We start from the raw sequence: 20,681 nt of genomic DNA, 5'->3' as shown, positions 1-20,681 counted from the left end.
TTCCCGCGTGGATCAGTGAGACTGGCTGGCAGCAACTGGCGAGTCTATGGGAGTGGCTGGTGGCGGTGTGCGAGTTTTTCTGGCGCTTGTTGCGCCTGCTCGGTGGCGGCTAGGCCCGAGCGGAGCGCCCGGCATTGCAGCCGTAGCGGGTTCTGTCACAGGAGATTTTCGATGACTCTCAATTCGACTCAACGCTTTACTGATCGCGTCGCTGATTACGTCAAATACCGCCCGAGTTATCCGCAGGAAGTCGTTAGTTTTCTGCATGAGACCTGTGGTGTGGCACCCGCCGCCAGGGTAGCGGATATCGGCGCGGGCACGGGGATTTCGGCGCAACTATTTATCGCGGCGGGCCATCCGGTCATCGCGGTCGAACCGAATCAGGCGATGCGGGCTGCCGCCGATAGCTGGTTGGGCGACTCGGGGTTGTTTCGCAGTGTTGCAGGGACGGCCGAAGCGACCACACTGGAGGCCGCGAGTGTCGATCTGGTGATCGCTGCGCAGGCGTTCCACTGGTTTGATCCAGCGACAGCCCGGCGCGAATTCGCTCGCATTCTGACGCCATCTGGCTTGGTCGCGCTGTTCTGGAATAGCCGCAGGCTTGAGGGTTCGCCGTTTCTGGCGGGCTACGAAGCGCTGCTGAGGCGCTATGGCATCGATTACACGCTGGTGGCGGAGCGTTATGCCGATGATGCGGCGATGGCCGAGTGGTTTGGCCAGGGGTTTTTGCATCAGGCGCGCTTTGCCAATCATCAGCGGCTGGATCTGGCCGGGGTGCAGGGCCGATTGATGTCGTCGTCGTATGCGCCGAAACCAGGGCATGCGAATTACGCGCCGATGCAAGCGGCGTTACGCACGCTCTTTGAGCGCACCGCGCAAGACGGTGAGATTGAGCTGACTTACGACACGTGGGTGTATGTGGGGCGGCCTGCTTGAAGGTGAAGCGGCGTTGCTTGGAGGTAGGGCGACGCTGCCTGAGCGTGCAGCATGCGGATGGCCTGGCGCTGTGCAGAATAAATAAAAAAACAGGCTTGGTTCAGTGCGTTGGCAAGACGGACAGGCTTCATCCTTCCCGCGTTCCTCCATTTTTCCTTCTCTGTGATCAGGGCTATAACCCGCTGAACCAGTTATAGCCCTGATCCTCCCAATACCCGCCTGGATTGGTATTGCTGACAAAAATAGCCGTGATGTGTTTCGGATTCTTGAAGCCGAGCTTGGTGGGCACGCGTAGTTTTAGCGGATAGCCATATTTGGACGGCAACGGCTGATGGCCGAAATCGAGTGCAAGCAGTGTCTGCGGATGGAGCGCGGTTGCCATGTCGAGGCTGCTGTAATACCGGTCCGCGCATTTGAAACCGACGTAACGGGCGCTGGTATCGGCACCGACACGTTCAAGAAACGTGCGCAATGGCACGCCGCGCCACTCGCCAACCGCACTCCAGCCTTCAATGCAAATGTGGCGCGTGATTTGCGCTGACTGCGGGAGCTGGCGCAACTGCTCGAGGGTCCATGGACGCCGGTTGGCAATCAGGCCGGAGAGTTCCAGCGTGTACTCGGTGCCGTCGATCTCTGGCACATCGAATTCCGGATAAAACGCATTGAATGGAAACGGGTTTGTGATTTCGCTGGCAGCGTAGGTGGGTGCCAGCCGGTTGCGGCTAAAAAGCCAGCCTTGCACCCGGTCATTCCAGCGTGACATGGCCCACAACACTTTGTCGACGGCATCACCGTCTTGCAGCGTGCAGCCAGAGAGCATGCTTAACGCGCCGAGCGAGAGTGACGTGCGCAAGAACAGCCGTCGCTGCAGCCGCGCGATTTGTGGCTGGTGATCGGCGAGATTGATGGATGTTGCGGCACGTGGTTGCAGCACGCGGCCCGGCGTTGTCTGTGCCCGGGTTTGGGTGCCGCGCTCTATATCGGCCTTGGCGGGAAGGATGATTTTTTTCTCGTTCATCAGTGCGCGCTCCTGTGCGAGGTGCGTTTTGAGCGTCCGTTCAGCATGGCTAGCAAGGTGCGAGGCACGAGGATCACGAGCGCCAGGTGAATCACCACGAAGCCGACGACGCCCGCCATGGCGAAAAAATGAACTCGCCGGGCGAAGTCGAAGCCGCCGAACAGCGCGCTCAGCCAGGCGAGTTGCACGGGTTTCCAGAGCGACAAGCCCGATGTCACCAGCAATACGCCCAGCAGCAGCACGACGAGGTAGAGCAGCTTTTGCACCGCGTTGTACGCGCCATTTTCATGGGGCAGTTTGAAGCGTGCCGCCAGCACCAGGTCGCGCATCACATCGGCTGGCCGCACCGGTAGAAAGCGCTGACGGAAGCGCCCGCTCACCAGGCCGAAGATCACGTAGACCAGGCCGTTCACACACAGCAGCCACATCGCCGCGAAATGCCATGCAATCGAGCCCCCAAGCCAGCCGCCGACAGTGGCCCAGGCGGGGAAGCGGAAAGCAAAAATAGGGAAGGCGTTATAGATCGCGCAGCCGCTCATCACCATGCAGACGATGGCGCAGGCATTGATCCAGTGAGTCACGCGCACGACCAGCGGATGGCTCGCCGCGGGCCGTTCCTGATGGGGCGATAAGTTCATGGCGCAGGGATTTGGCAGAAAAACATGGGGCAGAAAAACACGGGAAAAAGGTGATGCAGGCCGCGTAGCGTGCTGGTGCTACGCGGCAATTGAGGGCTTACATCGGCGGCACGATCCCGTCTTTGCCAGCCGAAATGAACTTGGCGACGAGCGAGCCGTCCGCGCTTTTCTGCGCGAATAGCACGACATGCGTACCAGGCCGGAGGAGTGAACGGTCGCCGAGCGTCAGGCTAACGATCGGGACATCTGCCGGGACCACGATTTTCTTTTCGCCGTTCGGATATTTGACGGTGATCGTGCGGCCATTGCTGACCACCAGATCGCCTACTGTGCCGTTCGTCATCGTGCTGTTCTTGCCGAGATCCCATGCGCGATGGCCTTCGCCACTACCGCGCAGCGATGGCGGGAACACATGCACTTCGAGTGCCTTGAGCGTGCCATCGGCTTGAGGGATGGAGGCCGCACCGATATAGCTGCCGCTCTTGATGTTTTCGATTTTGTCCAGACTGACGCCGCGTACGGCGGTGTCAGCGGCGAGTTTCACGGCCACCTCTTTGCCCGCTTTGGTCCGCACGCTGAGCGTATCGCCCGCGAGGGCGGTAATCGTGCCGCGCACCCCGGTGGGGGTGGTGTTCTGCGCGCTGGCCGGGCTGATGACAAAAAAAGCGCTGGCGAGAGCCAGCGCTGCGGTGAATGGACGGATGAATCTGCCTGAAGCGAAAGTCATGACGGGTCCTTTAAAAAATAGGGAAATCCTCTAAAGGATAACGAAGCAGTCTGGACTTTCAGATGATTTTTTGGTGACAAATGCGTCATCTAGCGCCATGGGTGATGCGGCTAGAATGGCGCGCAGCGCGATTCGCCACGACCTTGATCCCCCGCGTATGAGCATTCTGATTATCGAAGACGACCCCAAGACAGGCGCTTACCTGAAGCAAGGTCTGCGCGAAAGCGGCTATGCCGTTGATCTCGCGCGAACCGGCTCAGAAGGCCTGCATATGGCGCTGGAGCAGCAGTACGAATTAGTGGTGCTTGATGTGATGTTGCCTGGCATCGACGGTTGGGAAATCATGCGGGTGCTACGCGCGCAGCATGATCTGCGCGTGATTTTTCTCACCGCCCGCGATCATGTGAACGACCGTATTCGCGGCCTTGAACTCGGCGCGGACGATTATCTGGTCAAGCCTTTTTCCTTCATCGAACTCGTGCTGCGCATCCGCACCTTGCTACGGCGGGGCGGGGCGCGTGAACAGGAGGTGCTTGAGGTGGCGGGTTTAAGGATTGATGTTTTGCGCCGTACCGTGATGCGTGAAGGCGTGGATATCACGCTGACCAACAAGGAATTCATGCTGTTGCATCTGCTGCTTCGGCGTGAAGGCCTGGCGCTGTCGCGCATGCAGATTGCAGCAGAAGTCTGGGGCATGAATTTCGACAGCGACACCAATGTGGTCGATGTCGCCATCAAGCGCTTGCGCGCCAAGATTGATCAGCCATTCGAGCGCAAGCTGATTCATACGGTGCGCAGCATTGGTTACCGTTTTGGTGACGGCTTATGAAACGCTGGGGCGCATGGTCGTTGAGCGCGCGGGCAACCGTGTTGTTTGCGCTGGTCGCATGCGTGGTGACGGGCATGCTGGGCACGTATTTTTATCAGGTTGCACGTCAATCGCTGGAGCGCCAGGCCGATCTCGTGCTGGCCGCGCGGGTGGCGCATTTCAGCCGGCTGGTGCGCGAGATGTACACCGTCAGAGAATTAAAAGAGCGGCCGTTGCTTTTCGAAACCATGCTGGGTTCGGAGCGTGACATGCTGTTTTTCCGCAAACCGGGCGAAGCGCCTTTTATCCACGTTAATCCAGACAACCTGCCCATACCCAGCCTGACGGTGTCCGTTCAGGACCATGCACTGGGGCCGGTGGAGATTCAGCGCACGTTCTTGCCCGATGGTGTTCCGGTTCACTGGGTGAGCGCCAGGACCCTGGCGCGCGAGGATGGCACGCCGGTCGATGTGATTGCCGGGCATCCGATGACCAGCGAAGTGCAGATGCTCAAGCGCTGGCGCAATGGGATTGTGCTGGCCACGCTGGGCGGCATGCTGGCAGCGACGTTGCTGGCCTTTGCTGTGCTGTGGCACTTGTTCAAGCCATTGCGCGGCATGGTGCGGCAAGCGGCGCAAATTAGCCCGAAAAATCTGATGGTGCGTCTGAATCTCGCCGAGGCACCGCCTGAATTGCAGCAACTGACGCAGGCGTTCAATGCAATGCTGGACCGGCTGGCAGAGGGCTATCAACGCTTGTCACAGTTTTCTGCCGATTTGGCGCATGAAATACGCACCCCGGTGGGGATCCTGACGGGGCAGACTCAAGTGGCGCTTGGGCAGGCGCGTCAGCCCGAGGAGTACCGCAAGGTGCTGGAATCGAATCTGGAAGAGCTGGAGCGCTTAAGCCGCATCATCGAAAACATCCTGTTTCTGGCCCAGGCCGATCATGCGGCACTGGTGATTGCGCGCCAGCCCATGGCGTTGCATGAAGAGATGAGCAAGATTGCCGATTATTTCGAAGGGCTGGCAAGCGAGCGCGGCATGCGTTTCAGTGTGCAGGCCGAAGGCCAGATGTGGGCTAATCCGCTGCTGTGCCGCCGGGCGATTAACAATCTCGTGGTGAATGCCTTGCGCTATGGCGCAGACGATACCTGTGTGCGCCTGAGCGCCACGCAGCATGCGCAAGGCGCGACGGTGTGGGTTGAAAATGACGGCGAGCCGGTTACACCCGCGCAGTTAGGACGTCTGTTCGACCGGTTTTACCGGGGGGATGCGGCGCGCAGTACGCCAAGCACATCGAATGGCCTCGGGCTGGCAATCGTCAGCGCGATCATGCATCTGCATGGCGGAACGGCCCAGGTATCGTGTCCACGGCCTGGCGTCATCCGTTTTGTGCTGGAGTTTCCCGCGCGGGCGGTGCAATAGCGGTGGTGGGGCGTCTGGGGCGCATGGGGCGTGGCGCTCCGATGCGTTTTTTGTGCAACTGGCGCGAGCCTGTTGCCTGGGTTCGCCGGGTTCGCGCCAGCCGGTATGGGCGGGGTTTGCGTCAGGTATTGCCCCAGCCGCCTGAATCGTCATTACCGCCGAGATCAATCTGGCCTGAGCCGCCGTCATTCCAGTCGTTCGAGCCCTGGCCTAGATCCAGCCCGCCCTGGTCGCCTCCACCTGCGGCGTTGTTACCGCTGCCGCTGCCGAAACTGCCATCGCGCTCAATCGGGCGCTCACGGCCTCCGTTATTGAGCATCTGGCCCAGCAGCACCCCGGTTAGCAGGCCGCCGATGCCACCATTGCCGCCACCGCCTTGCTGGACGACGACAGGCGGTTGCTGCTGCGGGGGCTGTGGCGGATATGGTGGATACGGCACGTTAGCGGCGGGCGTGGGGGCGCGGCCAAACTGCGCCTCCGCTTCGCGAGCAAAGATGGATTCGCCGGTAGCGGCACCATTGCCGCCTGTGGTGGTGACCGGTTCAGGACGGCCGTCAGCGCGAGCCTTGAGCCGTTCAACTTGCTGCTCTAGTTCGTCGATCTGGTAGGGCGGTACGGGGTTCTGGCCGGTTGATAGCGCTTCAACTAGTTCGCGTAGCTGGGTTTCGGTGGCTTCAACTTCCTGCTTCAGCCCGTCATGACCTGGCGCGCTCGAAAGCCTTACATCCAGTTTGAGTGAGCGCACGGCGTTAAGTAGCTCGGTGGCGCGTTTGAGTTGCTGGCGGCGGTCGTCACCCGCGCGTGAATCGACCCGCGAACGTGCGCGGCGCACAGTCCAGCGCAGCACCAGTGCGATAACGCCAAACAGCAGCGCAATGCCAATCCATGAAGCTAGTGATGGCCCGTGCGAGGCCTGGACCGGAGCTGCCGCAATGCGGTTGGGCACAGCGGCCGTGGCGGCGGGCGGCACTCGCTGGATAAACGGATTGCTGGTGCTGGTGTTGTTGCCGGAGAGCACGCCAGCGCGCTCAGCGTTGCGGCGCAGGCGGTTTTCGGTCTGGGCGAAGCGGGCTGGATCGGTGAAGCGCAGTTGCGGATCGAGGGCTTTGGCGCGTTGCACCTGAGCCAGCGCATCGGCATAACGGCCTTCGCGGTCCAGCACCTGGGCGTACAGGTAATGCGCCCGTGCGTTGTTCGGATGCGCTTGCAGTACTTCTGTGAGCCCAGCATCGGCTTGACGCCAGTTGCCTTGTTGCATCGCGCTTTCGATTTGCGCCACGGTGGGCACGGCAAAAGCGCTGCCTGAGGCGAAGAGCAATACAACCAGGATCGCGGCAAGAAATTTTTTCATGATGCGGGCGGGGCGGTTAAACCCCCGTCTCCATGGCAAACAACAGGGTAATGCGGCAGGGTGATGCGTGGCCCAGGTGGATCGGGACAGGGTGGCCAGTGGCCAGCATGGTGCGGTGCCCGCGAGCCGGAGGGCTCCGCACCGTGCGGGTTTATTGCCCGGCTGGAGTGGTGCTGGCGATCTGTTTTTTCAGCGCTTCGAGGCGCTCTTCCACCGATGGGCCGCGGTTGAGTTCGGCGAGCTTGTCGTCAAGTGCCTTGCCGCTTTTGACGTCTGCTGAATTCAGACGTGCGTCCGAACGTGCATTGGACAGCGCGACCTTGTCTTCCAGCTTGCGAAAGTCCTCAGAGAGATTTTTGCCGCCGATTCCGCCCAGTGCCGTGGCGGCCACATCTTTTGCCTCAGCGATCTGTTGCTTCGCCTGAAGAATGCTGGAACGCGCGTTCAGGTCGTTGCGCCGCTGACGCATATCGTCGATCTGGCTTTTGAGCTGAGCCACGGAAGGCTCCAGCGTGCCGAGTTCCTGGGCCAGCGCGTCGCGTTCGGCTTCGGCGGTGGCCTGGGCCCCGAGGGCTTCGCGTGCGAGCGCTTCGTCGCTGCTTTGCAGGGCGCGTTTAGCGCCGTCTTCGTATTTTTTTGCCTTGTCGGCGGCGACGTCACGCTTGCTTTGCTGCATGGCGACTTGTGCCTGAATTTCGATCAGCGCGTTTTCTGCTTTGGCGATGCTGTCATCCAGTTCGCGCACGATCTGGCGTGAATCGCGCGAAGGATCCTGAACGGAATCGGCAGCATCGTTCAGAAGACCTTTGAGCGTGCGCGAAATGCTGTCTATGAGCGACATGAAGAACCTCCGTAAATGAAATAAGAGCCTGGAATCCGTGCTGTGAACCCGCGTTGCAGCAAAACCGGGGCCGAAGCTGTTTCAGGTTTCAGGTGGCTCGCCGGGTGCGAAAGCGCGCTGTAAAGGCTCGACGCAGCAGGCGAGGCGCGCCGATATTACACCACCGCTTATCCTGAAACAGGCTTTAAGCCGCAGGCGGCACAGGGGGGAGAGGGCCAGCGGATGCGATGTTTTCATCAGGGGCCACAGGCGTGGTTGAGGCCGTTGCAGGGGGGAGCAGGGCGAGTGCTGGCGCTGCTGCGGTAAGAGGCGCTGTTGGCTCAGCGGGGGCCGCTGCTGGTGCTGCTGCCACGGGTATCACGCCGATGGGGGCGGCTGTTGCTGCTGCCGTTATGGCCGTTGCCGCTGTCACCGGCACAGCGGGTACAGCGGAGGCAAGCGGCACAACCTGCAGAGCACCAGTGCGCGTCCCGTTTTGGCGCGCACCGCGATGGCTGCTGGCGACGCGCCGTAGTGCTTCGCCGAGCGTGTCCGGTGTGCGGGCGGCATTGAGGCGGTCCACGATGCTGGCCACTTTCATCTGCTCGCTGGTTGCGCTGAAGCTCAGCACCGCGCGCCGCATCAATTCGCTGACGCTAATCCCGAGATCCCGGGCGCGTGCCGCAATCGCGCGCTTTTGCGCGGGCGTGACGATGACGACAATGCGTTCGCTGGGCGGGTTCATGGTGGGCTCGCGGGTGCCTGGCGCCAAATCGCAGCACGATCTGGCCATCATAGGCGCAGTCGTTCTTAGGCGAAATAACTTAATTAAGACAGAACGGGAGATCCGGTGATATCAGGCGTTTACCGCATATTTCGAGGCGTTTCAGCAGAAGAGTGTCTGAATAGTCTAATGAAACAGCTTTAAGCCATCATGCTAGCGCCACCCGGCACGGGCTCATCGCGGCTTGGGAGCCCGGCTCTGCGCCGGGAGACGTCATGTCTGGAGCAGGATTGAGCCGCAACCGCAAACCTGAGTGGCATCCAGGCAGTACGCTGTTGCGGTAATTCTTACAAAAAAGTCGTCAGAGCCGCTGGCTAATCTCATTAAAATGCGTCGTCGCGCGCGTTCACCTGTTTCCCGTTCGCCATGGCGCGCCGTGCGGTCCACTATCCACCGTGCACCGTGCACCAGGTTCGCGGGTGAGCCTGCCCAGCCGTCCAACTGCTTTTTTAGTCCGTCCCGCTTAAATCAAGCCAGTCAATGCCCATCATCAAATCGCCGCAGTCATCGTCTTCTGCCAGCCGCCGTCAGGGCACCCGCTCCTCCTCCAGTGCTTCCTCTTCCTCCTCCGGGCCTGAGCGCCGGACGCCGCCACGTGCTTCCAGCGCGCGCACCCGGGCGGCGCGTGCGGGCCGCTCGTTTTACGTCACGCTGATGCTGTGGTTCGCCGGACTGGCGGCGCTGGCCGGGGTGATCGGCGCGCTGGTGCTGGGTTATGCGCTGGTGGTGATGGGCCCGAATCTGCCTTCGCTGGATGCGCTGACCGACTACCGGCCAAAGATCCCGCTGCGGGTCTATACCGCCGACCACGTGCTGATCGGTGAATTCGGTGCAGAACGGCGCAGCGTGGTGCGCTTTCAGGAGATGCCGGATGTGATGAAAAAAGCGGTGCTGGCGATTGAGGATGCCCGCTTTTATGAGCATGGCGGTGTCGATTTCCTTGGCATCTTGCGCGCGGGCCTGACCGATGTGCTCCACGGCGGCGCGTCGCAAGGTGCCAGCACGATCACGATGCAAGTGGCGCGCAACTTCTTTTTATCCAGCGAAAAAACCTATACCCGCAAGCTCTACGAGATGCTGCTGGCGTACAAGATTGAGCGGGCGCTGACCAAAGACCAGATTCTCGAGTTGTATATGAACCAGATTTATCTGGGCGAGCGCGCCTACGGTTTTGCTGCCGCTGCGCGGGTTTATTTCGGCAAGGATCTGAAAGACATCACGCTGGGCGAGGCGGCAATGCTGGCTGGCTTGCCAAAAGCGCCGTCGGCGTATAACCCGGTGGTCAATCCCAAGCGGGCGCGGATTCGTCAGGAATACATCCTGAAACGCATGCTGGAGTTGAATTTCATCAACCAGGCGCAATACGCTGCGGCGCTGGCCGAGCCGTTGCACACCCGGGCGGTGGGCGGCGAATACAGCGTGCATGCCGAATATGTCGCGGAGATGGTGCGTCAGACGATGTACGCGCAATACAAGGAGGAGACCTACTCGCTGGGGCTGAATGTGACGACCACGATTGATTCGGCGGGCCAGGAGGCGGCGTATCGCGCTGTGCGCAAGGGCGTGATGGATTACGAGCGGCGTCACGGCTATCGCGGCCCAGAGGGGTTTGTCGCGTTGCCGGCCACCACTGATGCGCGCGATGAGGCAATTGCCGATGCGCTGGCCGATCATCCGGATAACGGTGAACTGGTCACGGCGGTGGTGACGGCGGCGAGTGCGAAGGAGGTCACGGCGGCGTTGTCTGATGGCACCGTGGCGACCATTCGCGGTGAAGGCCTGCGCTTTGCGGCCGCAGCGCTCGGGCCGCGTGCGGCGGTGGCGTCCAGCGTGCGGCCAGGTTCAATCGTGCGTCTGATGGCGGATGCCAAAGGCAACTGGCAGATCACGCAGATGCCGCAGGTGGAAAGCGCACTGGTGTCGCTGGCACCACAGGACGGAGCGATTCGCGCGCTGGTTGGCGGCTTCGATTTCAGCCAGAACAAGTTTAATCACGTGACTCAGGCATGGCGTCAGCCAGGTTCCAGCTTCAAGCCGTTTATCTATTCGGCCGCGCTGGATAAAGGCGTGGGGCCCGCGACGCTGATTAACGACGCGCCGCTGTATTTCCCGCCCGCTTCGCCTGGCGGCGAAGCGTGGGAGCCCAAGGACGACGATCAGCCGGAGGGCCCGATGCCGATGCGGCTTGGGCTGCAAAAATCGAAGAACCTGGTGTCGATCCGCATTTTGTCGTTCATCGGCACGCAGTACGCGCAGCAGTTCGTCACGCAGCGCTTTGGCTTCGACGCTGCCAAAACCCCGCCGTACCTGCCGATGGCACTGGGCGCTGGGCTCGTCACGCCGCTACAGTCGGCGGCGGCGTATGCGGTGTTTGCGAATGGCGGCTATCGCGTGACGCCTTATCTGATCGCGCAGGTGAGTGACGCGCGTGGCACGGTGCTGGCGCAAGCCAAGCCCGTTGTCGCCGGGCGGGATGCGCCGCAAACCCTGGAGCCGCGGAATGCTTATGTGATGAACAGCCTGCTGCATTCGGTAGCGAGCGCTGGCACGGGCTCGGGCACCAACGCGCTGCAGCGTTCGGATTTGCAGGGCAAGACCGGCACCACCAACGATGCGAAGGATGGCTGGTTCGCGGGCTATCAGCAGTCGCTGGTGGCGGTGGTGTGGATGGGTTATGACCAGCCGAAAAGCTTGGGTAGCCGGGAGTTTGGCGCGCAACTGGCGTTGCCGATCTGGAACGGCTACATGCAACGTGCGCTGCGTGGCGTGCCGCAGGCTGAACCGGCGATGCCGGCGGGCGTGACCACGTTGGATGGCGAGCTGTATTTCGCCGATATGACGCCTGGCCATGGCTTTGTTTCCAGCATCGGGCTGGATGCCGCGAATCCGCTGGGCGGGGCCAGCGACGCGTTGGGCGAGGCCGGGGCGGCGGGGCTGAGCCCGCCGGATGTATCGTCCAGCGAGAAAAAACAGATCCTGGATCTGTTCGGCACGGAAAAGCCTTGAGCAGCACTGGCGTGGGGTTTAGCTCAGGGAGCACGGCATGGCAGTAGCGGGTTATGCCGTGGGTTATGCCGCGAGTTGCTTCGTTTGGGGGGTGTTGCTTCAGGTGGTCCGGGGGATTAGGGGTTTTAGGGGTATGAGGCTTATTCGGGTTGGGCTTCGGCGCGGTTTAACGGGGTTTAACGCGGTTTAAAATTTACTCACCCCATATTTTGTCTAGCGCAGGCCTGTGTTTTAATCTGCGCTGCTTTAGGTGGCTTGTCAGGCAGCGGTTCCGGCGGCCTGATTGTTTGACGAATGCACAGGATGCAATCTCAGGCCACCGGAACGATTTGTCTCGCCTGAACGCGAAATATCTCCTCTTCCTGTCTGCTTCTGATTTCCGCGTTATCCCGCTGCCGCGCTGGCCGCAAGGCTTGGCCGTTGGCGCATGGCCGTGCATTACCTCACATAGCATCTACCGGGTTTTTCGTTTGTGAAGAGTTTCATTCTGGTTACTTTGACCACGGGCTTGCTGCGCCTGCTGGCGTGGCTGCCTTATCGCCTGGTGGCGCGTTTTGGCGAATGGCTGGGCGCACAGCTTTACCGTATTCCGGGCACACGCCGCCGGGTAGTGCAGATCAATCTGAAGCTGTGCTTTCCGGATTTGAGCGATGACGAGCGCGAGCGTCTTGCGCGGGCGCACTTTAGCCATGTGATTCGCAGCTATGTCGAGCGTGGGCTGCAGTGGTATGGCAGTGCGAAGACGCTGGCGCGTCTGGTGCAGGTTGAAAGCGCGATTGATCTGGACGATAGCGCCGCAGGCCCGACGATTTTCGTTGGGTTTCATTTCGTGGGGATTGAAGCCGGCTGCATGATGTACTCGATGCGCTATCCGGTGGCTTCGCTGTATACGCCGATGTCGAACGCGTTGCTAGATCAGCTCTCCTGCCGCCAGCGCGCGCGTTTTGGCACCGAGATGATTCCGCGCGGTGACAGCGTGCGCCGCGCGCTGCGGGTGCTGCGCAGTGGCAAGCCGGTGATGCTTGCTGCTGATATGGATTTTGGTTTGCGCGATTCGGTGTTCGTGCCGTTTTTTGGCGTGCCGGCCTGCACGCTGACCTCGGTGTCGCGCCTTGCTAAAGCGGGCAATGCCCGGGTGGTGCCGTTTATTACTGAGGTGCTGCCAGACTATCGCGGCTATAAGCTGAAAATCTTCGAGCCGCTGCGGGAGTTTCCTTCCGCTGATGTGAGCGTCGATGCTCGCCGGATTACTGCATTTCTCGAGACAGAGATCGAGCGCATTCCGGCCCAGTACTACTGGGTGCACAAGCGCTTCAAGCACCGGCCGGTGGGAGAGCTGCCGGTGTATTAGGTATTAGGCCAGGTGCTGCCGCGCTGGCCTGGCGCGTTGTGTTTCGAGCGCGCTTTTCAAGTACACCTCGCGGCAGTCTTAACGGATCGCTATCTGAACTGCCGCATCGGTATAGCCGTAGTTGGCACGAAACTCTTCGCCTTGCTGCACCGGCTGTTCCGTGAAATAGCACGGCTGCATGATGCTGGTGCCGTCTTGCAGAAGCAGCCGAACACCGTAAATCGCCGTGTTATAGCCGTCTGGTGCCTGCACCAACTGACCTTGCGGGTCTTTCGTGAAAAGCGAATTCACCCGCGAAATAATCCCGTCCCCCACAATTTCCGTGAATTCGCTGATGGCTCCGGGCGAGTGCTTGTCCTTGCACGAAAAGCTGTAGCTGCGCGACTGCACGCACCACGTGTTGCTGCGTGTAATCAGATAACCAGTGTAGGCACCGACCAGTTCATGAGTGGCAAAATCGCGCGCGGCAAAGACGCCGTTTTGCCCAGCGAGGCTCGGCGGGTCTTCGGGACGTAAATCAGTGTTCTGCAACCTGCGGCACACCAGGTGCTGGGTGCAGAGCGCCAGACGTTCGCTGGCAGGCGTGGCCTCGCTGAAAGTGGCGTTGAGCTGTGCCAGCGTCGCCGGTGTGAGGTACGCGTCGGGCAATGAGTTGGCATCGACTCGCGCGACGTTCAGTGGCACGCCATCCAGCGTGCGCAGGGGGTAGGCCTGATTGATTTCGTGGACGTAGCGTTTGGCTTGCGTTAGCACGTAGGTTTCCAGCGCGTCGAAATCAATCCGGCTGATGCAGCCCATCATCTGCAGCCGGGCAAAATGCTGGCTGATCGTGGCTTGAAGCGGCTGCGGCAAGCTGGCAATGATTTCATGCGCGTTGTCTTGCTGGCGCAGCGACACGTCTTTTTCGTAGTGAATGATTTGGTGCGCGCTGAGTTGCTGCAGCATCGCATCGTCCAGCAGGCCGAGGGAAATCTGGTTGATCTGGCCCAGCCATTCAAACAGATGCCAGGGCGAGAACGGCGGGATTGCGTTGAAGCTCGAGGTGAGGCGGTCAGCAAAGCTTGCCAGTGTGCGCGCGGCTTCCAGCAGTTTGGGATCGCCGCTTTGCGCCAGCAGCGCGGATTTTTCCTGTGCACGGCGCAGATTCGCACTCATTTTCTGGCTGAATTTTTCGTGCGCTGTGGCAAGCGCAACGGCGGATGTGGCCGGGTGGGGAAACGTTGTCATAGGGCATTTAATCCATCGGCCAGCATGCAGGGGCCAGGCCTTGGTAAGCCTGGCGTGAGTGAACGCCAGTCAGAGCGTGAGACGGCGATTATTCCAGATACAGGGGCAGTGGCTAAACAGGTTTTTCGGAGTTCAGCGCCCGGTTCACGTCGATCTCTGAATAGCCGTAGTGAAGCCGCAATTCTTCTCCAGGAAGCAGTGGACGCAGGGCAAAAATGCCGGGCGGGTAAATGACTGAACCGTCTTTAAGCTGGATTTTGAGGGGGAGGGTAAATGCGTTATAGCCAGTTTTTGCCTGCGCTATGATGCCGTTCTGGTCGCGTGAAAAAATCGTATTGATCATCGCGCCAATGGCATCGCCATCGACCACGGCATAAGTCGATTCCGACAACTTTTTAGTGAAGGTCGCCCCATTTTCCGCGAAGCTCTCCCCGGAGAGATTGAAGAGGTAGGTATCAAGCAGAAGCAGTCGCTCTTCAAACGATTGCAACGCAATGCCGGAATGGAACGTAATAAATTCATTGGGCTTGAATGCTCTGGTGGTAAAAACGCCGCGATGGCCAAGCAATGCATTGCCATTATCGAGTGGATTAGGCTGGGTGATAATTTCGCATTTGAGGCCGTCTGTCATTAATTTCAGACGCGTGTTTTTATCTGTTTTTTCTGAAAAAATTGTGCAGATTTTTTCTGCTGAGGAAAAATCAGGGTAGTCGGGGAGAGGAGATAAATCAATACTTACGATCTCAAGAGGACTACCGTCGAGTGTCCTTAATGGAAATTCTCCATTTTTTTCGTGATGATAGGCGGTGATGCAGACAGGAATAAATTTTCCTATCAGCTTACGGTTAATCAGGTCAATCGCGCTCAGATTTTCCAGGTCAGCCAGAAAATTTTCTTTGGCATAAATGCTGTGCCGTTGCTTGAGATAGTCGAGAATTTTTTGTGCGCATTGCGTGGTTTCATAGTGATCATCCTCAAAGCACAAATATCCTTCCTGCACTAGTTCATCCATGTCTTCTTGAGGCACGTTCTCATTGATTCGGAGGAAAATTGGCGCAATTAATTCTTCTAGTTTTTTAACTGCAAAATAAGGACTGTAATTATATTTGCCATTCATCATGTGAACATATAGCTCATGGATGGCATCGAGTTTTTGTAAAGTACCATCTTTTTTATTAAATAAATCGAAGCTCAATTTTTTTCTAATGAGCGCAAAAGTGGTATTCAGTTCTTCCAGTGCGCTGTTTTTTTCAGTTTTCGGGACTTCTGGTGGGGCAATCGTTAGATTTTTATAACGCAGGTTGCTGCTGCTAATGTTTTGCCCGACGGATGCCGCAGAAGTGCCAGAGGTACTATTGGGCAGCACCGGATATGAAATGGTTGTCGATCCGGTTTGCAGCTGGTTTTGAAATCCGTTTACTACCAGACCTCCTTGCGGTAATTTCGGGTCACTCATGCATGGCGTAGCGGGTGCAGATGGTGCGGTCGATGTGCGGGAAAAATTCAAAATAAAAATCGTATCTAAAAATGTGAATCGACAGACAGCCATCGCTGCCCCCGAAACGTTTAAGTGACAGCACGCCGCTTAACGTTCCTTGCCACACAAAATTTTGCCGTGGCGGCCATCGCCCGGCCATGGCGGCACCAGGTTATCCACAGATGGTGTGAATGAACCTGTTGAAAACTCCCTGGAAAAGGGCTTAAGCCTTTGAGCGGGAACGATTTTTAGCGGAAGGTTCGAAATGCGGCGCTGAAAGCGGGATGGTGAACCTTGCGCGGCCGGTTCCCACACCTGCGCTGTGCGCCGCGTTGCTCACGGCACGCTAGAACTGCGCTGTTGCCTGCATGCCAGCACTCACGCGCGAAGCCGGCAAGCCGCTGGGTTTGTAGAGTGGCGCGCCGATGAACAGGTCATAGGAGAGAGCGGCAAAGCGCGACGGCAATCCCCCTTTGATGCCAATCACTGCGCCCGCGAGCTGGGTGCCGGCCAGAAACACCGTGTTCGGTCCGAACACGCGTCCATAGTCGATTCCCGCATACAACGCCTGCTTCGTCTGGCCAATCGGCCATTGCAACTCGTTACGCCAGTAGAAACCTTTCTCGGCCGCCAGCATGGTTTCGCCATCGAAGCCACGCACCGTGTAACGGCTCCCGATGGCCAGATCGTCCAGATAGAACAGGGTGTCGTTAGTGAACTGGGCGTGAACCGTCGTCACGTAGCGCAAACGCTGTTGCGCGACAGCGAACGGCAATGACAGGTTTGCATCGAGCACCGCCATGCGGTAACGGTAGGTCGGGCCGGACGGATACGGATCAGGCGTCGCACCCAGCCCACCGATGCCCTGGCGGTACGCCAGCGTGCCGTCGAACTGCGCTGCGCCAAAGTAATGCCGATTGGTCAGGCCGACCTCGATGAAGGTGTTGTTGCGCCGCTGCTGCGCAATGTCGGTGTCGTCAATAAAGCTCTTGCCGAAGCGCTTTGACAACTGGAATTCAATGCCCGATACACCGCTCTGATTACGGCTCAACACCCGCGCCAGCCTCAGCGCGGCAGTCTGCGAGTTGCCACTGGAGACGAACGTCTGGTTCACGCCCGCAATGTTCTGGTAGTAAGTGTTGCTGCTGCCAGACAGCGTAGCCGTCCAGTAACCCCACGGTACAGAATACGAACCATTGAAGCCATGCGAACCGAGCGACTTGTTGCCGAACGACAAGTCCTGGTTAGCACCAGCCGTGAACACATCATTCAGACCGAGCGGGTTGTCGATACCGAGGCTCACATTACCCTGCCACTTGCCGGTCGCATCCGCGCCCGAGTTATCGACGGACGCGACGAAACTCCACGGCTTCGAGCGCTGCACCGTTAGCACGACATCGCTTTCGCCCAGCGTGCCGGTAGGCTCGATCTGCATTTCCACGTCCTGCGACGCGACACGCTTCATCTGCTCCAGCCCCTGTTCAAGGTCACGCAGGTTGAGCAGGTCGTTAGGGCGGACGGGGAAAGCGGAGGACAACGTGCCACGTGTTTCAGGGTTGGCAAAGCGGAGCTGGCGCACAACACCTGGAATAAGCGTAAAGGCCAGCGTGCCGCTGGACAGATCCTGCTGCGGGATGAGCACACGCGTGGTCAGATAGCCACGGCTCAGGATGGCCTGCTGCAGCCCCTTGACCAGCGTATCAATGCCGGACTTGCCGAGACACACACTGTCCTGCGGGGATTGCGGCTGGCCGTTGGCGTTCTCGTTGGTGCTCCCATTGGCGCTCCCATTGGCGGACTGGCCGCGATAGTGCTCAAGCCATTCGCGCGCAAAAGCGAACGGATCTTGCGCCAGAGCCGACGCGCCGTTGTTGCGCACTGCGTCGGGCAGGGTTGCGGGGACTTCGAACGTGAACGTATGGATGCGAAAGCAGGGCGTCTCGATGGGCAGCGGCGGAAAGTCTTCGAAGACGGGAAGGGTTGAGCGCACAGCGGGCGCTTGTACAACCGTGTCGCGTTGCTGCGCATCGCGCTGCTGCTGGATTTGCTGGTTCTGCTCAGCATTGGCCCGCGCGGCGGCGGCTTTATCGGCTGGCGTTGGTGCGTGCTGTGCGTTCGAGGCCAGCGATACCAAGGCTGTGAACGGCAGGGCTGCCAGCTTGTTGCGGATTTTCATTGCTTGATTGTTCCTGGGTTAGTGGATTTTGTGTGGGTTTTTGTGGAGTGTTCGGTTTTTAATTTGGATCGTTATGCTACTCAAATTGTTGGGGTGTCGGTGCATTTCCAATGCAGGATTAAGGATTCCGAGGTATTGCTGTGGCTGTGGCTGGTACCGAGCGAGAGGTTCAGGCCAATGCCGCCTGCCTGGGCGGGGTTGCTTGTGATGGCGTCGTAGGCGTTTTTGCCCGCGAGGCCGGTTGTCGCGGCGGCCAGCGCGGTGAGACGGGTGTTGTTCCCGGTGCTGTTACGGCTTTGCTGGAGGTCGTGGCGCATCTGGTTCGCGGTCTGGGCGGCGGCGAGCGCGGGGCTGCTGAGGCCTGCGGTAATCCCGGTCTGGCTGAATGCGTGTTGCTGCTTGTGCGTGGTGGTGTTGTGCGTGGCGTCGAGCGTCACGCGCTGGCCAGCGAGATTCACGTCCTGGCCGGCATGCAGGGTGCTGCCGGTGAGGTGTAGCTGGTTGCCTGCGATGAGGGTCAGGTTGCCGTTGAGCGAACCGGCCGTGCTGCCGGTGTGCAAAACCTGGGTGTCCTGCTGGGTCTGGGTCGTCTTGCGTGTGCCGATCGAATAGCCCTGGAGCCCGCCATCAAGCTGGTTCAGCGGATTGAGCCCGGAGAGGAAGCCGTATTCGTGTTTGCGGTAGCCGTTCTGTGTGGCGTATGTGTCCTGTGCGGTGGTGAGGTTCACGTTGCCCTGGGCGGCGAGTGTGACGTCGTTGTTTCAGCTACCTCTCGGCTACCACACCAAATTTCGAAGACTACATCCTCACGATCGGGAGTGGGCTCGTGATCTTCGCGTTCAATTGGTTCATTTTTGCTTCGGTTCAAAAAAGGTGGGCATGAAGGGGCTTTTCTAGTCAACCGGTGCCGCACACACGACAACCACGAATTGCACAAACTGGATCACCGGGGCTCGGTGAGGGTATTTTCCGCACTATCTGCCCCGGTCGCACTGTTTGTAGCAGCAAATCTTCGTGGGCGGCGTTACCGACAATCCGGTCCCGCTCCTAATCCGCGATGCCCATCTTCTTGCCCGCGGTCACCAAAGCTGTTGGGCACGCTAGCCGCTGCTTATCTATTACGAATGCCAGCAGTTCGTAGGCGACCCCGTATTCGTCATGATCGAGGTAGTCGTGGACATCATTCCGATCTTGATCGGAGAGGTTATTGGTAACCGCTGCAAGTGACTCCCGAAGGAGCCGTCCCAGCTCGTCAAAATGAGATTTATCCAGTGTCATTTCGGGTTCCTTGGAACGTTCGTTGGGAATGCGGTCACAATACCTCCGCCTTTGCTAGCCGGTTCAATCACAACCCGGATATCGATTCCATCAACCGTGCCATTTTTCACAATGCGGCCGTTCGCCTGTACCGTCTCAGGAATCGATGGATCGGTTGCAATATTGGATACCGAATTCATTATCTTTGAGGCCGACCAACTGTCCGGGAAAACGGATTTACCTGGTGCACCAGGCGACAGATGCCCACCGCCAGTGGCATCGCCATTTAAAATGTGATTTGTTCGATCTGGCGAAGCCAAGTTTACGTCGGATACAGAACCGCTGTCTGTAGCCTTCCCCGAATCCCCTCCCACCTGCGTAAAAACAAAATCAACCAACCCCGCAATCGCATCAACTGCGCCACCAACTGGCTTAAAAATCTCCTCAATGAGTTTCGATCCTGCTGGTGTCACCAGCGCTCCAGCCATGATCGTCGGATCAAGCTGCGTCGCCGGATCGGCAATAACGCCATCACCTTTTTGCGCCTGCTCCGGGCGATACCCTGGCCGTTTATCTAGCCGTTGCCGTTCGGTGACTTATCAGCCGCCTTTTCCTCTCGCTTCAACGCCCGCAGCTCTTTGATGAATTGATACGTGGCAGCACCCAGTAAAGTCAAGAAGGCGGGTGAACCAACAAGAACAGGCTTCCAACCCGCGCCTTGAGCAAGCGAGAACCCCAATATCAATAACGGCAGGGATAGCAAAGATATGTATCCAACCGTAAAACGCTTAAACAAAATTTTTTTCTTAGTCTTAATGCTGGATATTGATTTCATTTATTTCTCACTCGAATTGTTTTTAGACGCATCAATAGCTGCTTGCGCGGGTCCCAAAGAGAATTGAATAAACTGATTAATAAGCCTCCCCATATTTCCTGGGAGAATTTGCTCCGCAAATTGGCCGGCTGCACCGCCAGTTGTACCCAGTGCCCCTGCCATATCAGCATTGCCACTTGGGTTTGCTATAGCCGTTCCGGCAAATGAAGCGGTTCCGCCCACTATTGCGTTATATCCTCCCACCGTCATTTTCCCCAGCGTGTTGCTGCCGAGGGTGCCAAGCGGTAAGTAAAACGGCGTCATAGCTGCGGCAAGTCCGCCGACAATCATCGACTTATTCAGATTAGGCGCATCTTTGGATAACCCCATCGAATAGCTCAGTGCGTCGCCCGCATAGTCATAGACTGTGCCTAAAGAAAATGCGCTCGCTACATCTGGAGTCACGATTGCAACACCTCCCACGGCAGCTGCAGCACCACCGACTTTAACTGTGGTCATTGCGTTTTCATTCACCGCTTGCTGTAGCTCGTTCTGTGCTTTCAAGATTTCCTTAATCTGCGCATCGGTACACGTCCTGTTTCCACATACCCGGCTCACCAAATCAACCTTGAGTGCATTGAGCGGATTACGCTTGCTTTCTACCACCTGATTATTCTCCACCTCAGTCAGTCCAGCACTCACCGTCGTCGCAGCATTTGCTCCGGATACCGTAGCAATTCCAGCCACCAGACTCGTCACAAGATTCTCACGCGCCTGCCGGTCCTGTGCCGACATACCCGTCGTCGATCCCATCAACGAGCCCAGCACCGAACTCACCGATGCCCCCAGCGCTCCCGCTCCACA

At 58.7% G+C, this 20,681-nt stretch carries 19 protein-coding genes; 5 read left to right on the top strand and 14 right to left on the bottom strand.

From position 1 onward, the window contains the following. Window positions 1-171 precede the first annotated feature (171 nt). Window positions 172-936: a class I SAM-dependent methyltransferase gene (locus GH656_RS08215; protein WP_153075423.1), complete on the top strand. Its 765-nt coding sequence runs from the start codon at window positions 172-174 to the stop codon at window positions 934-936. Between the two features lie 172 nt (window positions 937-1,108). Here the strand turns inward: GH656_RS08215 and GH656_RS08210 are convergent, their stop codons facing one another. The 3 genes from GH656_RS08210 to GH656_RS08200 form a co-directional block, all read right to left on the bottom strand. After that, entirely contained in the window at window positions 1,109-1,954 is an 846-nt protein-coding gene (locus GH656_RS08210) for a molybdopterin-dependent oxidoreductase (protein ID WP_153075422.1), read from the bottom strand. Further along, window positions 1,954-2,592 carry a cytochrome b/b6 domain-containing protein gene (locus tag GH656_RS08205; protein ID WP_153075421.1) on the bottom strand — a complete coding sequence of 213 codons (639 nt, stop codon included), beginning with the start codon at window positions 2,590-2,592 and terminating at the stop codon, window positions 1,954-1,956. The genes GH656_RS08210 and GH656_RS08205 overlap by 1 nt, the downstream gene beginning before the upstream one ends. Window positions 2,593-2,689: 97 nt before the next feature. Continuing rightward, window positions 2,690-3,319, bottom strand: a complete 630-nt coding sequence (locus GH656_RS08200) for a DUF5666 domain-containing protein (protein ID WP_153075420.1) — start codon at window positions 3,317-3,319, stop codon at window positions 2,690-2,692. 157 nt (window positions 3,320-3,476) lie between these two features. Between GH656_RS08200 and GH656_RS08195 the strand changes: the two genes are divergently transcribed. Together GH656_RS08195 and GH656_RS08190 are read left to right on the top strand one after the other, a co-directional pair. Then, window positions 3,477-4,148 (top strand): heavy metal response regulator transcription factor, encoded by a 672-nt coding sequence (locus GH656_RS08195; protein WP_153075419.1) that lies wholly within the window; start codon window positions 3,477-3,479, stop codon window positions 4,146-4,148. Next, on the top strand, window positions 4,145-5,554 hold the full coding sequence (locus GH656_RS08190) for a heavy metal sensor histidine kinase (protein WP_153075418.1): 1,410 nt from the start codon (window positions 4,145-4,147) through the stop codon (window positions 5,552-5,554). Before GH656_RS08195 ends, GH656_RS08190 begins: the two co-directional genes overlap by 4 nt. Window positions 5,555-5,675: 121 nt before the next feature. Here GH656_RS08190 and GH656_RS08185 read toward each other — a convergent pair whose 3' ends face one another. The 3 genes from GH656_RS08185 to GH656_RS18050 form a co-directional block, all read right to left on the bottom strand. After that, window positions 5,676-6,905 carry a tetratricopeptide repeat protein gene (locus tag GH656_RS08185; protein WP_153075417.1) on the bottom strand — a complete coding sequence of 410 codons (1,230 nt, stop codon included), beginning with the start codon at window positions 6,903-6,905 and terminating at the stop codon, window positions 5,676-5,678. A gap of 151 nt (window positions 6,906-7,056) precedes the next feature. After that, window positions 7,057-7,746, bottom strand: coding sequence for a PspA/IM30 family protein (locus GH656_RS08180; protein WP_153075416.1), 690 nt, complete (start codon window positions 7,744-7,746; stop codon window positions 7,057-7,059). A gap of 184 nt (window positions 7,747-7,930) precedes the next feature. Beyond that, a complete protein-coding gene (locus GH656_RS18050) occupies window positions 7,931-8,470 on the bottom strand; it encodes a plasmid mobilization protein (RefSeq protein ID WP_246184234.1) in 540 nt (179 codons plus the stop codon). Window positions 8,471-8,989: 519 nt separating this feature from the next. On the opposite strand from GH656_RS18050, the gene GH656_RS08165 reads away from it, so the two are divergent. Then, window positions 8,990-11,515, top strand: coding sequence for a penicillin-binding protein 1A (locus tag GH656_RS08165; protein WP_153075415.1), 2,526 nt, complete (start codon window positions 8,990-8,992; stop codon window positions 11,513-11,515). Window positions 11,516-11,987: 472 nt separating this feature from the next. Next, a complete protein-coding gene (locus GH656_RS08160; protein ID WP_153075414.1) occupies window positions 11,988-12,866 on the top strand; it encodes a lipid A biosynthesis lauroyl acyltransferase in 879 nt (292 codons plus the stop codon). A gap of 78 nt (window positions 12,867-12,944) precedes the next feature. On the opposite strand, the gene GH656_RS08155 is transcribed toward GH656_RS08160, so the two are convergent. The 8 genes from GH656_RS08155 to GH656_RS08120 all read right to left on the bottom strand — a co-directional run bounded on the left by GH656_RS08155 (window position 12,945) and on the right by GH656_RS08120 (window position 20,654). After that, complete coding sequence (locus GH656_RS08155) at window positions 12,945-14,093, bottom strand: SET domain-containing protein (RefSeq protein WP_153075413.1); 1,149 nt, start codon at window positions 14,091-14,093, stop codon at window positions 12,945-12,947. A gap of 112 nt (window positions 14,094-14,205) precedes the next feature. Further along, window positions 14,206-15,549, bottom strand: coding sequence for an SET domain-containing protein (locus GH656_RS08150; RefSeq protein WP_153075412.1), 1,344 nt, complete (start codon window positions 15,547-15,549; stop codon window positions 14,206-14,208). A gap of 367 nt (window positions 15,550-15,916) precedes the next feature. Next, on the bottom strand, window positions 15,917-17,746 hold the full coding sequence (locus GH656_RS08145; protein WP_153075411.1) for a ShlB/FhaC/HecB family hemolysin secretion/activation protein: 1,830 nt from the start codon (window positions 17,744-17,746) through the stop codon (window positions 15,917-15,919). Window positions 17,747-17,826: 80 nt separating this feature from the next. Next, window positions 17,827-18,474, bottom strand: a complete 648-nt coding sequence (locus GH656_RS08140; RefSeq protein WP_153075410.1) for a hypothetical protein — start codon at window positions 18,472-18,474, stop codon at window positions 17,827-17,829. 319 nt (window positions 18,475-18,793) lie between these two features. After that, on the bottom strand, window positions 18,794-19,024 hold the full coding sequence (locus tag GH656_RS08135; protein ID WP_153075409.1) for a hypothetical protein: 231 nt from the start codon (window positions 19,022-19,024) through the stop codon (window positions 18,794-18,796). Next, window positions 19,021-19,491: an EndoU domain-containing protein gene (locus GH656_RS08130; RefSeq protein WP_153075408.1), complete on the bottom strand. Its 471-nt coding sequence runs from the start codon at window positions 19,489-19,491 to the stop codon at window positions 19,021-19,023. The genes GH656_RS08135 and GH656_RS08130 overlap by 4 nt, the downstream gene beginning before the upstream one ends. Before the next feature lie 86 nt (window positions 19,492-19,577). Further along, window positions 19,578-19,838: a hypothetical protein gene (locus GH656_RS08125; RefSeq protein WP_246184233.1), complete on the bottom strand. Its 261-nt coding sequence runs from the start codon at window positions 19,836-19,838 to the stop codon at window positions 19,578-19,580. After that, window positions 19,839-20,654, bottom strand: coding sequence for a hypothetical protein (locus GH656_RS08120; RefSeq protein ID WP_153075407.1), 816 nt, complete (start codon window positions 20,652-20,654; stop codon window positions 19,839-19,841). Between the last annotated feature and the right edge of the window lie 27 nt (window positions 20,655-20,681).

It is taken from the genome of Paraburkholderia bonniea (genome assembly GCF_009455625.1).
Lineage (GTDB): Bacteria > Pseudomonadota > Gammaproteobacteria > Burkholderiales > Burkholderiaceae > Paraburkholderia > Paraburkholderia bonniea.
The sequence above is the reverse complement of the archived record's forward strand: the minus strand, read 5'-3'. Positions and strand labels throughout refer to the sequence as shown.

What these genes read in the sequence shown, in the direction of transcription:
- GH656_RS08215 (WP_153075423.1), top strand. Translation starts at nt 172, where the DNA reads ATGACTCTCAATTCGACTCAACGCTTTACTGATCGCGTCGCTGATTAC.
- GH656_RS08210 (WP_153075422.1), bottom strand. Translation starts at nt 1,954, where the DNA reads ATGAACGAGAAAAAAATCATCCTTCCCGCCAAGGCCGATATAGAGCGC.
- GH656_RS08205 (WP_153075421.1), bottom strand. Translation starts at nt 2,592, where the DNA reads ATGAACTTATCGCCCCATCAGGAACGGCCCGCGGCGAGCCATCCGCTG.
- GH656_RS08200 (WP_153075420.1), bottom strand. Translation starts at nt 3,319, where the DNA reads ATGACTTTCGCTTCAGGCAGATTCATCCGTCCATTCACCGCAGCGCTG.
- GH656_RS08195 (WP_153075419.1), top strand. Translation starts at nt 3,477, where the DNA reads ATGAGCATTCTGATTATCGAAGACGACCCCAAGACAGGCGCTTACCTG.
- GH656_RS08190 (WP_153075418.1), top strand. Translation starts at nt 4,145, where the DNA reads ATGAAACGCTGGGGCGCATGGTCGTTGAGCGCGCGGGCAACCGTGTTG.
- GH656_RS08185 (WP_153075417.1), bottom strand. Translation starts at nt 6,905, where the DNA reads ATGAAAAAATTTCTTGCCGCGATCCTGGTTGTATTGCTCTTCGCCTCA.
- GH656_RS08180 (WP_153075416.1), bottom strand. Translation starts at nt 7,746, where the DNA reads ATGTCGCTCATAGACAGCATTTCGCGCACGCTCAAAGGTCTTCTGAAC.
- GH656_RS18050 (WP_246184234.1), bottom strand. Translation starts at nt 8,470, where the DNA reads ATGAACCCGCCCAGCGAACGCATTGTCGTCATCGTCACGCCCGCGCAA.
- GH656_RS08165 (WP_153075415.1), top strand. Translation starts at nt 8,990, where the DNA reads ATGCCCATCATCAAATCGCCGCAGTCATCGTCTTCTGCCAGCCGCCGT.
- GH656_RS08155 (WP_153075413.1), bottom strand. Translation starts at nt 14,093, where the DNA reads ATGACAACGTTTCCCCACCCGGCCACATCCGCCGTTGCGCTTGCCACA.
- GH656_RS08150 (WP_153075412.1), bottom strand. Translation starts at nt 15,549, where the DNA reads ATGAGTGACCCGAAATTACCGCAAGGAGGTCTGGTAGTAAACGGATTT.
- GH656_RS08145 (WP_153075411.1), bottom strand. Translation starts at nt 17,746, where the DNA reads ATGAAAATCCGCAACAAGCTGGCAGCCCTGCCGTTCACAGCCTTGGTA.
- GH656_RS08135 (WP_153075409.1), bottom strand. Translation starts at nt 19,024, where the DNA reads ATGACACTGGATAAATCTCATTTTGACGAGCTGGGACGGCTCCTTCGG.
- GH656_RS08130 (WP_153075408.1), bottom strand. Translation starts at nt 19,491, where the DNA reads ATGGCTGGAGCGCTGGTGACACCAGCAGGATCGAAACTCATTGAGGAG.
- GH656_RS08125 (WP_246184233.1), bottom strand. Translation starts at nt 19,838, where the DNA reads ATGAAATCAATATCCAGCATTAAGACTAAGAAAAAAATTTTGTTTAAG.